The organism is Paenibacillus sp. (assembly GCF_035645195.1).
Lineage (GTDB): Bacteria > Bacillota > Bacilli > Paenibacillales > YIM-B00363 > Paenibacillus_AE.
This window is the reverse complement of record NZ_DASQNA010000017.1, coordinates 28860-44389: the sequence shown is the minus strand read 5'-3', so window position 1 is coordinate 44389 and position 15530 is coordinate 28860. Positions and strand designations below refer to the sequence as shown.

The following is a 15530-nucleotide window of genomic DNA, read 5'->3' as shown; positions in this document are numbered from 1 at the left end:
TGAGTAATTTATCCGTATTGCGCGAGCGATCCCGCCGGATCGTTCGGGTCGAACGTTTTGTTGTCGAGCTTGATATCGAACGGCTTCATGTCGTCGTCCGGAACGGCAATGCCCATCTCGCCGGCGACCTCTTTGTACAAATCCTGCATGATCAGCTTATCGGCGACTTGCTGGTAGTCCGGGTGGCTGTTCAAATAGCCGAAGCGGACGTATTGGCTCATGAAGAACATCGCATGCGACTTGCGCGGGAAGTTGATCGTCCCGCCTTTGTGGAACAACATGTAATCGTCCGTATACTTGTGCGTGCCGTGGCCGCCGCCGAGATCGTAATCGCCGAGCAGCCGTTTTTCGATTTCCGCCGCCGGCGCGTTGACGTACGCTTGATGCCCGATGACCTTCGCGGCTTCCTTGCGGTTGTCCAGGTTATCCAACCACATCGAAGCTTCCAAGACGGCCTTCATGACCGCTTTCACTTCGTCCTTGTTGGCGCTCCACGCTTTGTTCAGGACGAGCGCCTTCTCCGTATGGTCTTTCCAAATGTCCTGCGTCGAGATGTGCGTGAACCCGAGATCGTCGCGCACGGCGACTTGGTTCCAAGGCTCGCCGACGCAGAAGCCGTCCATGTTGCCTACTTTCATGTTCGCGACCATTTGCGGCGGCGGGACGGTGATGATTTTCAGCTTCGACTGATCGACGCCGACCGCGCCAAGCCAGTACCGCAGCCACAAATCGTGCGTGCCGCCCGGGAACGTCATCGCGAACGTCACTTCCCGCTCCGCCATCGCCTTCTCAATTGCGTCCTTCGCCGCCGGCAAATTGCGGAAGCCGACGGAAGCGAACTGTTTCGACAGCGTAATCGCCTGGCCGTTCGCATTGATGATCATCGCGATCGGCATTTCGGTGCCGGCCTGCCCGCCGATGCCGGTGTACACCGAGAACGGCATGCCGAACAGGCAATGCGCCGCGTTCAAGTCGCCGGAGATCAGCTTATCCCGCACCGCCGCCCACGACGCTTCCTTCGTGACGTCGACGTCGACGCCGTACTTCTCGTACAGCCCTAGCTCTTTGGCCATGACGACGGACGCGCAGTCCGTCAGCGGAATGAAGCCGATCGTGATTTTGTTGCCCGACGTCTTTGCCCCGGACCCGCTCGACGACGACGGCGCCGGAGTCGTGCCGCCGCCGCAAGCGGCGAGCAGCGCGCTCGGCAGCAGGAACGCCGCTGCCCCGACCGCTCCTGCCTTTTTCAAAAACTCCCGGCGGGTCAACGCATCCTTCTTCAGCGCTTCTTGGATGATCGCCTCAAGGCGTCTGTCGTTCATCGCGAAGCACCCCCCGCCCGTTTTCTCTCATCTCGCCTTGCCTCTGCCGACCGTACCGTCTCTCTCATATTCTCCCTCCACGCCCTATAAGGTCTAAATGAAAACGCCTACCCGACACGTACGCAAACCATTTCTAATCGTAAACAGTTTTGTTCACGACAAAATCGTAACGCGGCATCAGGTAGGCGGCATTGCCCGAGGGGACACGTCTTCGTGTCTGCGGCAAAACGAAAAGCCCTGCAAAAGCACGGATCGACGCACCTAATAACCTATAGGCGCCTTCGCGATCTGCTTCTACAGGGCTCCTTTGCCCTAACGGTTCGATCGACGTCATTGTCATCAAACTCGTTCGATATTTCGTGTTCTAACCTTTTTAGAAAATAGTGTCTGGATCCTGCTGTATGCGTGAAGTTTTATACCGTGTTGGTGTGTGGTTTTTGTCGTGAGGTGTGGTTATAAGCTTATTTTACTGATGGATTTGCATCCGTCAATACCTTTTATGCAAATTATTTTTAACCTCGATAACTTTATGTTATATATATTTACATGACCATTGTTCAAAATGTGCCCCGAGGACTCGGCAGGTTGCTTCTTATGCATACACACACTTCCCTTAACGAAGCTGCACGCCAATGAGCCAGGCAGCGCGAGGCGATTATGGGAAGGTCGTATGCTAAAGATGGGCAGGGGGCTCCCTTCTTTTGCATACATGCTTCCCATAACGGAGCTGCACACCGACGATCCAGGCGGCGCGAGACGCATTATGGGAAGGACGTATGCTAATTATGGGCAGGGGGCTCCCTTCTTTTGCATACATGCTTCCCATAACGCGGCTGCACACATGACGCTCCAGACGGCGCGCGGCGCATTATGGGAAGGACGTATGCTAATTATGGGCAGGGGCCTCCCTTCTTTTGCATACATGCTTCCCATAACGGGGCTGCACGCCGACGATCCATACGGCTCGCGGCGCATTAGCAAAAAGTCGAACCGAGCCCTCGGGGCCCGGTTCGACTTTGTTAACCCTCTATACCAACGTGTCCAGATGATCGCTCGCTTCGGCGTCCTCGCCGGGGGAGCCGATGCCGGGCAATCCCCTCAGCGCTTCTTGGACTTCCCGTTGCAGCTCCGTCAGCGTTTCGTCGTATTCCTCGGTTTTCGGCATGCTTCGAAGCTCCTTTCCTCCCGTCATTCCGCTATATCGTTCGCCGGAACGCGCGGGAATATGCGGCGGGACGGAGCTCCGCGCGAACCTTACGAATCTCCCGAAGCCGCGAATCCGTAGCCCGGCGGCAGCGCCTCTTCCGGCTCGGGCGCGGACAGCTCCTCGACGCCGCGCAGCCGCCGTTCGATCGCCCGCGTGCGCACCGCCGCCCCGTCCAGCGTGTTCGACGCTTCCTGGAGCTTCTTCTGGGTCTTCTCCAGCAAATCGCCGAATTTGCCGAATTCGCCCTTGACCTGGCCGAGCACCTGCCATACTTCGCTCGTCCGTTTTTGGATCGCCAGCGTGCGAAAGCCCATCTGCAGGCTGTTAAGCAGCGCCGACAGCGTCGTCGGCCCCGTCACGACGACGCGGTATTCCCGCTGCAGCGTGTCCCACAGCCCGGGACGGCGCAGCACCTCAGCGTACAAGCCTTCGAGCGGCAGGAACAGCACCGCGAATTCCGTCGTCGCCGGAGGGTCGATATATTTGTCTCGGATCGATTTCGCCTCGGCCTTCACCCTCGCCTCCAGCAGCTTCCACGCATCCGCCGCGGCGGCCGCGTCGCCGCTCTCCTGCGCGTCGAGGAGCCGCTGATAATCCTCCAGCGGAAATTTCGCGTCGATCGGCAGCAGCACCGCGCGGCGCCCGTCGGACTTGTCCGGCAGCTTGACGACGAAATCGACGCGCTCCGCGGTCCCTTTCTTGATCGCCGCGTTCCGCTCGTATTGATCGGGCGCGAGCGTCTGCTCCAGCAGCGCGTCGAGCTGAATTTCGCCCATCGTCCCGCGCGTCTTCACGTTCGTCAGCACCCGTTTCAAGTCGCCGACGCCCGACGCCAGCGACTGCATCTCGCCGAGCCCTTTGTGCACGAGCTCGAGCCGCTCGCCGACGAGCTGGAACGATTCGCCGAGCCGGCGCTCCAGCGTCGCGTGCAGCTTCTCGTCGACCGTGGCGCGCATCTGCTCTAGCTGCGTGTGATTGTCCGCCTGCAGCGCCGTCAGCTTCCGCTCCACCGTCTCGCGCATCGCTTCCAGCTTGCTCTCGTTCAGCCGCGTCAGCTCGGTCAGCCGCGCCATCAGCGCATGCTGCTGACGCTCGAAGGCGTCCGCCAGCTCCTGGCGCTGCTGCCCGCCCGCGGCCAGCATATCCCCGCGGCTGCGAGCGATTTCGTCGCGCAGCCCGCGCTCCGTCTGTTCCACCGCGCGCGCCAGCGCGTCCAATCGCCGCTCCGCCTCCGCGTTCCGGCCGCGCCCGTTCGCCCGCTGCAGCAGGAGCAGCAGCAGTCCCGCGTTGAGTACGGAGACTGCCGCCACGATCCATTGCACCGTATCTGCCATGCCTTCTCCCGCCTTTGCACGAATTTACCAACGATTGTACCACAAAACAGGTGTTCGCGTCAGGCGGGCAGCGTCGCGGCGGTGGTGGGTGCCGCACGGGTTAGGTGGCGGCGAGCGGCAGGTGGCGGGCAGCATCAAGCGGGCGGGCGAGCGACAAGTAGCGGATGGCGGGCGAGCACCAGACGAGCGTCAGGCAAGCGGCGAACAGAACGCTCCAGCCCCCAACGACAAAAAAGCGCCCGCCGGCTTCCTCTGAAGCCGACAGGCGCCTATATCCGTCGCGGCACCGCCGCCCGCCCGGCGATCAGCCGACGACGGCCGCTTCCGGCAGCAGGCGGTGCGCGCGAAGAAACTGTTCCACCATCCGTTCATATTCCTCGCGGTGCCGCTGCCACGATTCCGCGTGAGCGGCGCCGGGGGCGAGATACAGCGATTTGCTGCCGGGGCACCGCTCGTACATCGCCGCGCTCATTCGCATCGGCACGAAATCGTCGGCGTCCCCGTGGATGAGCAGCACCGGCGCGCGGATGCCCGCGAGATCGCGGATCGGCGAGACGTCGCGGATGAAGAAGCCCGCCCGCAGTTTGCACCAGAGGCTCGTGAGCGGGAGCAGCGGGAACGGCGGCAGCCGGTAATCCGCCTTCAACCGATGCGCGAGCTGCTCCCCGAGGTCCGAGTACGGGCAGTCCGCGACGACGAAATCGAGCCGATCGTCGATCGCGGCGAACTGCAGCACCGTGGCCGCCCCCATCGACTCGCCGAACAGCCCGACGACGGCGTCAGCGCCGAACCGATCGTACACCCAATCGACGGCCGCCCCCAAATCGCGCTTCTCGTAATAGCCGTACGTCGTATGCTTGCCGCCGCTCCGACCGTGCCGGCGGTGATCGTACAGCAGCGCGTTGAACCCGCGCCGCCGGAACATGTCGGCGTATTTCAGCATACCGACGAGCGAGGACGTGACGCCGTGCGAGAACACGACCGTGCTCCGCGACGTTCCGCCCTCTGCGGGCAAAAACCAACCGTACAAAGAATACCCGTACGGCGAACGAATCTCGACTTCTTCGACCGGCAGCGCGTCGACGCGCTCCTTCTCGATCCGTCCAAGCTCCGTCTCCCGAGCGAGAATCGCGTCGCTCGGATACGTCCGAATGTTCAGCACGCGCTCCGAGAAATAATAAGCGATTGCGAACGCCGCGGCCGCAAGCAGCGCCGCGGCGACGAGCCATGCCATCAATCCGCACCTCCGTGTAACGCGAGAAGTTAGGTCACATCGGCAATATGTATCCCGCGATCATGACGAAATGCAGCACGGTGCCGATCGACACGAAAATATGGAACACCTCGTGAAACCCGAATCGGTTCGGGAAAAAATCGAACACTTTCGTTGCGTAGACGACGCCACCGATCGTATAGGCGGCGCCGCCGAGCAGCATGAGCGCCATCGCCTCCGCCGGCAGGGCGCTCCACAGCTTGGCGAGCGGAATGACGGCGATCCAGCCGAGCGCGATGTAAAACACGGTCGACACGGAGCGCGGCAAATGCAAAAACCAAATTTTCATCGCGATGCCGACGAGCGACAGCGCGTACACCGCCGCCAGCATCCCCCAGCGCCACCAGCCGTCTAGGCCGAAATACAGCACCGGCGTGTACGTCCCCGCGATCAGCAAATAAATCGCGATGTGATCCAGCTTGCGCAGCACCTTCACCTTCCCCGGCGTCGCGCGAATCCAATGGTATGCCGTGGACGCGCCGTACAGCAAAATAACGCTCACGCCGAAAATAACTCCCGTCGTCAGCTTCGCGGGCTCATGCATATGTTGAGCGATCAAAAAGCCGAGTCCGACGAAGCCGGCCAGCAGCGGGATCAAGTGCGTAATCGTATTGGCCGGCTCTTTCATGCGCAGCGCTCGAAGCCCTTTCAACAGCCGCTCCCTCCTTAGTGTGGTCCTCTTTTACCTAACTATACCATGGGAGCGGGCGGACAACCTTTACAATTCATGCACGGTTAGCTCGCTGCGAACCAGAAATCTCGCGTTAAGCTGCGCTTGGCCGACCCCTTTGGAAATGTAAAACGTCCCCCACTGGTTTTTGTGGAGTCCTTTGTAAATCCCTTTCTTCGCGAGGGGGCCCTTGCGTTTCAAATAATAAAGGAACGGTAGGCGGAACTGCTTGCCGTGCAGATGGCCGCACATCAAGTAGTCGAACGGCCGGCGGATGCGCAGCGTCACGTTCGGGTCATGCGCGATGACGACGCAGGTCTCCTCCGTCCCGACGCCTTCGAACGCCTTCTCGACACGGGTCTTTCCCGATACGAAATCGTCGATGCCGACGAGCGTAAACCCGTCAAGCCGCACCGATTCGTTATGCAGCACCGGAATGCCCCGCCGCCGGAAAGCTTGGAGCAGAATCGAAACAAAGTATTGGAGGCGATAATCATGGTTGCCCAGCACGGCAAACACAGGGACGCCTACGCTCGCAATTTCTTGCAGGTAGGCGTCCACCTTCGGCACATGCCATACGCGCTGGGTGTAATCACCCGTGAGGAATATGTAATCGGGGCGTTCTTGCTCAATGATTCGGCGGAGTCTTTGCGGGGAGACTCTCAACCTTTCGACGTGAAGATCGCTGATTTGAAAAATACGCTTATTAAGGCCAAGAGGGTGTCGCACTCGTTCGATTTTGACCCATTGCGTAGGAAATACGAAGAGGAGGTACGTCGCAAAAAGAAGCAGTAAGGCAATAGATAAATAGTGGAACAGCATAATCACCCTTTCCGAGCCGGCAGTAGCGTTTCCGTCGGGTTTATGCTCGTTTCCGCTACGACGACAACCTAGACGGCGTCCTTGCAGGGAACTGGCGGTCTTTCCGCGTCGGCCGGACGAATCAGCGGTATCGGCTTTGCAAACCCGAGGTCCCCTTTATTATATTCATACCATTTCTCAATGGCTATCCCCAGACTATCCAGCACGTCAACCACGTCAACCGTCGTCTTCTTCAACATAAGCTTCCTCTCCTCCACCACTGCTCTTTGTCTTGGTTTTCACCTATGTCTCGTCTTCGTTAGACATGCTGTCGATTCGATCCATTTATATATGAGGCATGTGCCATGAGATGTTCCGTTTTCGCCTAATGCGTTGCACTGATGCGTTGATTTATGCCGCAATGTTAGATACGTTATGTATCAATTATCACTCAATTCATCGACAAAAGCAACAAATTGTTTCACTGTCTGCCAAAATTTTTAAAATTTCGTTACCTCTCGAGTTCGAGTCAAGCGAATGCCCGCTTTAATAAAAGTGCGACTTCAGTCATAATTCTGGATGGTTTTTCAGCAAAATGGGGAGTCTTTACAACTGGGTCTTAAGGGCTACTTCTATCAGGGGTTTCATTACTCGAGGACGTCGCTTCGATCCGCAGCACCTTCGGGCGATGCCGCTTCTTCAACCCTTCGAAACTTCTCTCCCGGAATGCTTAGCCGATCCAACCGCTCCCGCTTCCACGATGCATCTCGTCATTGTTTTTCCTTGTTCATAGTCGGAAGATCGGCCCCACTTCTTGCTTCTCGAATTCAATCGACCCTATCCGAGTTCGAAATCATCACTTCCATTTTTTTATATAAACTAATCTTACATTCTCTACATTTTTGAGTAAATAGGTATTTTTGTAATATCTTGTCGAAACATGTGGATTCCAAGATCGAAATAGAAACTTTCGTCAAAAGAAGTCGGAAAACGCTTACAAACGATGACGGATGTAACACCACCTAACCAGCTTTTGCCGAGCTTTTCGCTCACCCAGCCGTCTCGTTTTTCCGCATGCTCCGGGAAGGACGGGCGTCTGCCCCCGCCGGTCGATCTTCGCTGCGAGATCAGGGTGCTCGAAGGCTACGGGGCCACCAGCAGCCGCCGAGTATTTTCCCCCGCCCCTCTATCTGTCGAATACCGATTTCCGCCTGTTCCGATCGAAGGCACGCCTTGCGCACGCTAGGAGAAAGCCGAAGGCCGGCCCGGGATCTTGCAGCGAAAGAATATCGTCTCCCCCGTTCTCCCCCACCCCTAAGTACGATGGTAGCATTCGGAAACGATTCTCGTTCCAGAGGAAATGCAGCAGGTCGCCGGGCAGCCCGTTGCGGCAGCGGACGCCGACGGCATAATCGCGTACGGTCGGCACGTCATCGCCGAGCGCGATTCGGCTCAACATCCAAGGAAAATTGATTCCGGCGAGCTTGGAGAGGTGCAAGGAGTCCCAGAAGCGCGGATTGATTTCCATGAATTTCGGCAAGCCGTCTCTCGGATCCACCATAAACTCCACTTCGGCGATGCCTTGCCAGCCAAGCTTCTTCAGCATCGCTTCGCATCGAGCCGCCAATTCCGGCAGCCATATGCTTTCCTGCGCCGTGCTGGGCCCCCGCTCCAACGGGAAATGCCGCAGCTCCCGCTGCACGAACGAAGCCCGAAGCTCGCTCTCCAAATTGAACAAGAGACAAACGTCGATCCGCTCCCCCGTCGGAATCCGCTCTTGAATCATCGGGAACGGATATTCCCTGTGTACGAGCGCGTACTCCCGCTTCAGCTCGTCCGCATCCGACGCCAGCCGAATCCCTCTGGAGCCCGAGTTGGACCGGGGCTTAATGATTACAGGATACTGCAGCATCCCTGCCAGCTTGTCCACTTCGCTCGCGCTCCGAGGCAGGACGGTCCGAGGCGTAGGCAAGCCCGCGGATGCGGCCAACCGCAAGCTCAAATGCTTGTCCGACGCAATGTGGTATGCATCTGCGGGCGGGAGCACGCACGCGCACGTCGCCGGAAGCTCCTCTTCATGCGCGATGACGAGCGAAAGCACGGCGTCGTCCATCGGCATCAGCACGTCCACGGCATGCCGGCGGACGGCAGCCTTCAACCAACCGAAAAATTTCTGCGGCTCCCGAACAGGATCCGGATACGTCAGCGAGAGGCTGCAATACTTGGAATAAGCGGCCGGCGTGCAAGAGGTCGTATCCGAGACGATCACTTTCGCCCCTTGCTCCCCCAGCGAACGCGCCGCCGATAACGTTTTGCGCATGAATCCGTCGGTTAGTAGGATCGTCGTCATTCCGTCGTACCGCCTCTCCCTGTTTCAACCAAGCCATAACTCGCCCTGTTAATTTTCATATGAACAGATATTCTTGCGAATGGCCGGCAACCCGGCTTTATAAGGTGGAAGGTGCTGCGAAAGGCTCTATGCGAAGGGGCTATTCGGGGGAGATCCCTTACCGAGACTCTAGAGGGGAAATCTGCAGAAGTCGATCCATACACGCCAGGATGACGGACTTCTGGTGAAAGCCGATATCTTCGTTTGCCAGCAATTCGTCTACCGTAAACCATTTAAAATCCAACGCTTCCCGCCGCGGCATCGGTTCGCCGCTAATTTCAATCGTGTAAGTTAGCCCGATCGCATGCTTTCTAGGGTCCACCGCATCGAACCCTTCTCTCACCGCGGTGCCGGGATAATACTGGGCCACATATGCAGGCTGGAGGTCGGAACTCAACTTATATTGTATATTGCTGCCCAAGGCGTCCTCCAGCTGCCGTCGGATTCCGTCTTGCAACGACTCTCTGTATAACAGCCTCCCTCCGACAGTGCAGTACTTCGGCCCTTCGTGCGGGGTTTCGCGCAGGATCAGCCCGAGCATCAATCTGCCGCTCTCTGAGGTACCTTCCTTCACTGCCAAAATATCAACGCAAACAATCGGGATTTGCTGTTGAATCTTATTCCATTGTTCTTCCTCGATCCAGTCCATCTTTTCCTCCCAAAAAAGCATATTAGTCTAACCACTCGAACCGCAGCCCCTCCGCCGTTTCATTATACCCCGGATGGGTGCCTGCCAATAGAGGCTCCCAATTCGACAGCACGTCGGGCTCCTCTAGGCTCGGGAAAGCTTCCCCCTCCACGATGCGGACAGCAGCCCCTTTCGGCACGATTGGGAAGATATCCATTATATCTTCGTTCCATAAACGTACGCATCCCAAGGAGCGATTCTCGCCAATCGAAGCTCTGTCCAACGTACCGTGCAGCGCCATGCTGCCGAAGCCCAAGCCTGCATCCCCATACATGCCAGGCTTCGCGCCCTCCGGCTCGAGCACCCTGCTATCGATCTCATAGCTTCCGGCCGCGGTGCTGTCCTCCCTGCCGAGCCCGACCTGTTTGGCTTCCAGCACATCCTCGCCGCTTGCCACATAGAGCCGATAATCCGACTTCGAGACGATGATCTCGACGGGAGCATAGGGGGTTGCGATTCCAACCGTATTCGGCCGGAACGCCTGCTCCAGGATTTCGGCTTCTGGCGTATACACCCAACCCCCGCTACCGTCAAAACGGTCCGCGATGTTCGCACTTCCGCTCGCAGATTCTATGGGGATCCAGCTTAAGTAGTTATCGGGATAATCGCCAAGAAGCTCCCGGATCGTGTCCGGGAGCTTCCCATGGTCTTCTCGGTATTGTTCGAGCGCGGTTCTGACCAGATTCGCTCCGGCTCGAACATAAGGAGCTCGATCATCCGAAGCCCCTGCAGAGAAAAAGCGAACGGTTACATTTTCGCCCGTCGCCGCATGATACTTCGCCATAACGAATGCCCCAGACTTCAACCCGGGATCGCGCAGCGGCGCCACCGTCCCCGCTTTTTGGCCCTTTCCGGCATATACCCCGTAGACCTTTACAACCTGGTCCGGGTATTGGCGCCCCAGTTTGGTGACAGCTTCGTACATTTGCTGTTCTACTTCACGCGGCGTTTTGTCGGGATCGACATAGATCAGGAAGGTTTGCTCCGCCGTTTCGTAGATGACATCCATACCCGCCGGCGCCATGGTCAAGCGGGCGATCACGCTTCTTGCCGGACTGCTGCCTAGCAGCAGCAACGCCGCGAGCATGAACGTGAGCGTCACCGCCAACGCGATCCATCCCCACGGCGCCCCCCGGCGCGCGGGATTCGCTTCCGCAACCGGGGGCAGTTTTCCGGCGGTCGGCTGCTCCAGCCTCCGCAGTTCGCTTCTCGCCTTGGCGGCGAACCCGCTTCGCGTACCCGAGCATTGCATCAGCAGCTCTTTGCCCTTCACGGGGTTCCCCAGACGCAGCTGCTTCATCCCGACGTGAAACAACGCTTCGGGGTCGTGGCGGTCCACGTACTGCAGCACTTTTTCATAATACTGAGGATCTGCAGGGTTGATATACATATGCCCCTTCAACGGGACGACGCGCTTCTTCACTTGGCTTGGAAATCGGCTTGCATTCGACTTGGGCTCGAACATGGATTCCCTCCTGATGATCTGGATCCTGTTTCGGTTACTTGATGGAAACCTGCAACCCGAGATAGATTTGGATATTATCGAGAAGATGCAGCACTTCGTCCCGCAAAGCCTCCAGCTTTCGTGCCACATCCGCCTCGCCGTTCCCGACGGCTCCGAAATAGACTTTCAGCTTCGGCTCCGTCCCCGAAGGGCGTACCGCGAACCAGCAGCCGTCGTTCAGGGTATAGTGGAGCACATTCGATCGCGGAAGCTCGATTGTTTGTCTCGTATTGCTGCGGAGGTGGAACTGCAGCTGGCGATCGTAGTCCCGGATCAGCACGACTTTCCACTGCTCCCCAAGCTTCGTAACGAGATGTTCGCGCATATATTCCGTCATTCGATTAAGCCGAACGATTCCTTCCAAGCCCTTGAGCGTCACCGAATGAAGTCCCTCTTGGTAGTAGCCGTATTTTTCATACAGCATGAGCAAGGCCTCATATAGCGAAAGACCTTTCGTCCGGTAATAGGCCGCCATTTCCGCGATGATCAAACAAGATTGCACGGCATCCTTATCGCGCACGAACGAACCCGCTAAATACCCGTAACTTTCTTCGTAGCCGAAAAGAAACCGCTTCTCGCCCGTACGCTCGAATTCGCCGATCTTTTCGCCGATGTACTTGAAGCCCGTCAGCGTGTCGATCGTTTCGACCCCGTAATGCTTCGCAATCTCCCTCCCAAGCTCCGAGGTTACAATGGTTTTAATGACGACGCCGTTCTTCGGGAGCTGCTTCCGTTCCGCCAGCTGCGAGAGGGTATACTCGAGCATCAACGCTCCTGTCTGATTGCCCGTCAAACAAACGAATTGTCCGCCCCTGCCTCGAACGGCGATCCCGACTCGATCCGCGTCCGGGTCGGTGCCTAGAACGAGCTCCGCGCCAACGTCCTCCGCCAGCTCGATCGCAAGGCGCAGCGCTTCCTTCTCCTCCGGATTCGGAGAAGCGACCGTACGGAATTCGGAGTCCGGATGCTCTTGCGATTCCACGACGAACACGTGCTCGAAGCCCGCCATGGCGAGCGCCTCGCGAACAGGCCGGTTTCCCGATCCGTGCAGCGGCGTGTATACGATTTTCATCTCCTTGCCTTGCTCCCGCGCAATGCCCGGCTGAAGCAGCAAGGTTTGAAGGTTCAAATAATAATTGGTCTCGACCTGCTGCTCAATCTGGATCAGGAGCCCGCGATTCATAGCCTCCTGCCTGTCTAACACCTGAACCGCCAGCTCGTCCTCGACCGCTTCGATGTTCGCCGTGATCGCGTCCGCAACCTGCGGAGGAATTTGGGCGCCTTCTTCCCCGTATACCTTATATCCGTTGTACTCCGGGGGATTATGGCTTGCGGTGATCACGATGCCTGCGGCCGTCCTCAGGTGCCTTACCGCATAAGACAGCATCGGAGTCGGCCGGAGCTCTTCGAACAAATATGCTTTGATCCCGTTGTTCGCCAATACGAGCGCCGCTTCTTCGGCGAATTCCCGCGAGAAGCGTCGGGAATCGAACGCGATCGCGACGCCTCGCGATGAAAATTCCGTTCCCCGAGACAACATGTACTTCGCCAATCCCTGCGTAACGCGCCGAACCGTGAAGACGTTCATCCGATTCGTGCCAACGCCGATCTCGGCCCGAAGTCCGCCCGTCCCGAACTCCAAATGCGCGCCGAAATGCTCATGCAGTTGCTTTTCACTCATTGCATCCAATTCCGCACGCATCCACTCCGGCATCTCCGCCTTGCTCCAGCGCCGGTACACTTCGTAAGGGCTAAACTTGTTCTCATTCGTTTCGAATTGTTCCTTCACCCTGCGTTGTCCCTCCTTGCGCCTCGGACCTTCTTTCCATAACCTCTTTTGCCTCGATCGCTGGTTGTACACACGAATTTTATCCCTATTTTTCTCTCGCCATCTTCGGCTGTACGCTTTCCGGTCGGCAGTCACGTTCTCTCGCTTCGTATTCGCAGCCTTTTTGACCTCCAAGTTCAGCAAGCACTGGCTTAGATTCACGAATAAATCGTAGGCCTTCTTCTTCCCGTAAATTTCGGCGAAGCTTTTCCCTTTGTAACTGATTATCCATTTGGAACTGTATCGTTTTTTCTCATTCAAGACGTCAGATCACCCCCGGTCACGAGCAGTACGCAAGCTGTCCCCCGCCGCTTCGCTCGCTCCCGTACTGTTTCTCAATTCCTTTCCTATGTTCAATGAAGCAGATCGGGCGCATCCTTCCTCCGACAACCGGCATAGCTTCAAGCCATCCGCCCGCTGCGATCACTCGCTTCAGCTTTCTCCCTCCAGCCTGCGGAGCACTGCCGTCAGCAGCGCCGCGAACAGCATCCCGAGGATTACTCCGGCCAGATCGACCGCCACGTCTTGGGGGATCCCCGTTCTCGATAACGATCGCGCTTGATTGATCTCATCGACGATCGCCACTAGCGCGCCGATTTCGAGTACAAGGAGCGCCTTCCCCCACCCGCGCAGACGAAAGGGCCGAAGTCCTAGAAAGAGGAGCGCGCCCAATACGCCATACACGAACAGGTGCGCGGATTTTCTAAACACAAATTCAATGAACTGGAAGGGCTGCTGCTTCGCGTTCACATTCGATTGATGGTAATGGATCGTCAGATCCGGCATTCTCTCGCTCAGTCGATCCTCCGAAAAGCTTCCCCGCAGGCTCGGGATGATCGTTTGCTCTTGGTAGGGTTGAGAAGAGAAAAGCAAAATGATGCCGACCAATAGAAGCACAGGGATCATAGATACCAGCTTATTCTTCATAGTTCAGATGCCAGCGGCGCTAAGGCGGCCGCTCTCTCCTGCCTTTTCTTTTGCTCATGTCGCCAGTTCCACGTCGCGAGCTCTATCGCTCCGCGCAAAATAGGTGAGGCGGGTGTCGCAGCAACTGCGCCCCCCGCCTCCCGGCGTTCAAATGTGATTTGCTGGATGGTACAGTACATTCCCCCACCTCACTCTACGCCACTCAGCCATCACGAGCACAAGGTGATAATTTCCTCCCACGATGTCGAAAGCCTGATGTTATCCTCCTCGATTAGTTCGCTCCCGGTCTGCACCTCTATAAACTCGAGATCCTCATTAGCCCGGATGCTATGTCTCGCTCCTACAGGAATACGAAGCACGTCTCCCGGCTTTACCGCCACCCGATGGTCGTCTAGAATAAACTCACCGGTTCCCGAAATAATGGTCCAGACTTCTTTGCGCTTCAAATGGAGCTGGTAGCTTAGGTGTCTTCCCGCCAGCACGCAAATCCGCTTGGTCAAAACTTCGCTTCCATCCGGCAGCTTGCCGTAATCCAGAACTTTGTACCATCCCCACCGGCGTTCCTCGAACATCGGGCGCTGCTCAATGTTTTTCATAACATCCTTGATTCTTGGACTTGCCTCCTTCGCAGATACCAAGATCCCGTCTGGGCTCGCCGCCACGACCGCATCCTTGACGCCGATCACCGTGATCGGAATATCCAATTCGTTGACGACATGAGTATTTACGCAATCATCAGTCACGACCGCTTTTCCGATCTGCTGTGCGCTCATTTCCTCAGTCAACGTATTCCAGGTACCCAGGTCCTTCCAGTACCCCGAGTACGGAACTGCCACAAGCTTCTTTGCCTTCTCCACGATCTCATAATCGAAGCTGATCTTGGGCAAACGACCGTATTGTTTCAGCATCTCCTCGTATTGGATCGGAAGCCCGTTATCGATCAAGTGCTTAATGATGTAATCCAGCTTGAATGCGAAAACCCCGCAATTCCATAGCGCCTGCTGCTCAATGAGCTGCTTCGCTTGGTCTTCGCGGGGTTTTTCTGTAAAATGGCTTACGGTAATGTACTTCCGGTTGGTATCTTCTTCAGTCCTAGGGACAATATAACCGTATTTTTCCGATGGGTATGTCGGCTTCACGCCAACGAGTGCTAGATCTGCACCTGAGGTTCGAAGAACCTCTTCCAAATCCTTAATTTTTCCAAAGAAATGATTCTCTACATATGGATCTACCGGCAGAATCGCAACGACATCTTGAAGGCTCATGCCTTGGATGGAATACAGATAAGTTGCCGCTAACGCAATGGCAGGGTACGTATCTCTGCGTTCGGGCTCTAGGATGAGCGGAACGTCATAGCCGAGTTGACTTTGCATTACGTCAAGCTGGGCTTTCCCCGTAGCAATTAATGCGTCCTCTTGCAACCCCGTTTCCCCAAGCTGGCGCCATACACGCTGGACCATTGATTCCGCTTCATTGTCCGGGGAAGCCAACACTTTTAAAAACTGTTTCGAACGCGAATCGTTCGAAAGCGGCCAAAGACGTTTCCCGGAACCGCCAGATAGCAGGACTAGTTTCATGTTATCCTCT

The 15530-nt window shown here is 57.0% G+C and carries 14 protein-coding genes; all 14 read right to left on the bottom strand.

Translation table 11 applies throughout. The annotated features are described in order from the left end of the window. Positions 1 to 8: 8 nt before the first annotated feature. The 14 genes from VE009_RS08550 to VE009_RS08485 all read right to left on the bottom strand — a co-directional run bounded on the left by VE009_RS08550 (position 9) and on the right by VE009_RS08485 (position 15520). Positions 9 to 1322 (bottom strand): CmpA/NrtA family ABC transporter substrate-binding protein, encoded by a 1314-nt coding sequence (locus VE009_RS08550; protein ID WP_325006970.1) that lies wholly within the window; start codon positions 1320 to 1322, stop codon positions 9 to 11. 133 nt (positions 1323 to 1455) lie between these two features. Continuing rightward, positions 1456 to 1656, bottom strand: a complete 201-nt coding sequence (locus VE009_RS08545) for a hypothetical protein (protein WP_325006969.1) — start codon at positions 1654 to 1656, stop codon at positions 1456 to 1458. Between the two features lie 693 nt (positions 1657 to 2349). After that, the gene (locus VE009_RS08540) at positions 2350 to 2487 is read right to left on the bottom strand and encodes a hypothetical protein (RefSeq protein ID WP_325006968.1); all 138 of its coding nucleotides are present in this window, start codon (positions 2485 to 2487) and stop codon (positions 2350 to 2352) included. Positions 2488 to 2576: 89 nt separating this feature from the next. After that, positions 2577 to 3863, bottom strand: a complete 1287-nt coding sequence (locus VE009_RS08535) for a DNA recombination protein RmuC (protein WP_325006967.1) — start codon at positions 3861 to 3863, stop codon at positions 2577 to 2579. Positions 3864 to 4167: 304 nt separating this feature from the next. Then, entirely contained in the window at positions 4168 to 5097 is a 930-nt protein-coding gene (locus VE009_RS08530) for an alpha/beta hydrolase (protein ID WP_325006966.1), read from the bottom strand. Positions 5098 to 5131: 34 nt separating this feature from the next. Further along, positions 5132 to 5788 carry a PAQR family membrane homeostasis protein TrhA gene (gene trhA / locus VE009_RS08525; protein WP_325006965.1) on the bottom strand — a complete coding sequence of 219 codons (657 nt, stop codon included), beginning with the start codon at positions 5786 to 5788 and terminating at the stop codon, positions 5132 to 5134. A gap of 66 nt (positions 5789 to 5854) precedes the next feature. After that, positions 5855 to 6628, bottom strand: coding sequence for a metallophosphoesterase (locus tag VE009_RS08520; protein ID WP_325006964.1), 774 nt, complete (start codon positions 6626 to 6628; stop codon positions 5855 to 5857). 68 nt (positions 6629 to 6696) lie between these two features. Beyond that, positions 6697 to 6867, bottom strand: coding sequence for a hypothetical protein (locus VE009_RS08515; RefSeq protein WP_325006962.1), 171 nt, complete (start codon positions 6865 to 6867; stop codon positions 6697 to 6699). 926 nt (positions 6868 to 7793) lie between these two features. After that, on the bottom strand, positions 7794 to 8957 hold the full coding sequence (locus VE009_RS08510; protein WP_325006961.1) for an ATP-grasp domain-containing protein: 1164 nt from the start codon (positions 8955 to 8957) through the stop codon (positions 7794 to 7796). Between the two features lie 157 nt (positions 8958 to 9114). Further along, positions 9115 to 9645, bottom strand: coding sequence for a DUF4916 domain-containing protein (locus VE009_RS08505; protein ID WP_325006960.1), 531 nt, complete (start codon positions 9643 to 9645; stop codon positions 9115 to 9117). Between the two features lie 22 nt (positions 9646 to 9667). Beyond that, positions 9668 to 11149: a L,D-transpeptidase gene (locus VE009_RS08500; protein ID WP_325006959.1), complete on the bottom strand. Its 1482-nt coding sequence runs from the start codon at positions 11147 to 11149 to the stop codon at positions 9668 to 9670. Positions 11150 to 11183: 34 nt separating this feature from the next. Next, entirely contained in the window at positions 11184 to 12902 is a 1719-nt protein-coding gene (locus VE009_RS08495) for a phospho-sugar mutase (RefSeq protein ID WP_325007054.1), read from the bottom strand. Positions 12903 to 13448: 546 nt separating this feature from the next. After that, positions 13449 to 13922 carry a VanZ family protein gene (locus tag VE009_RS08490; RefSeq protein WP_325006958.1) on the bottom strand — a complete coding sequence of 158 codons (474 nt, stop codon included), beginning with the start codon at positions 13920 to 13922 and terminating at the stop codon, positions 13449 to 13451. 230 nt (positions 13923 to 14152) lie between these two features. Continuing rightward, positions 14153 to 15520: a sugar phosphate nucleotidyltransferase gene (locus tag VE009_RS08485; RefSeq protein ID WP_325006957.1), complete on the bottom strand. Its 1368-nt coding sequence runs from the start codon at positions 15518 to 15520 to the stop codon at positions 14153 to 14155. Between the last annotated feature and the right edge of the window lie 10 nt (positions 15521 to 15530).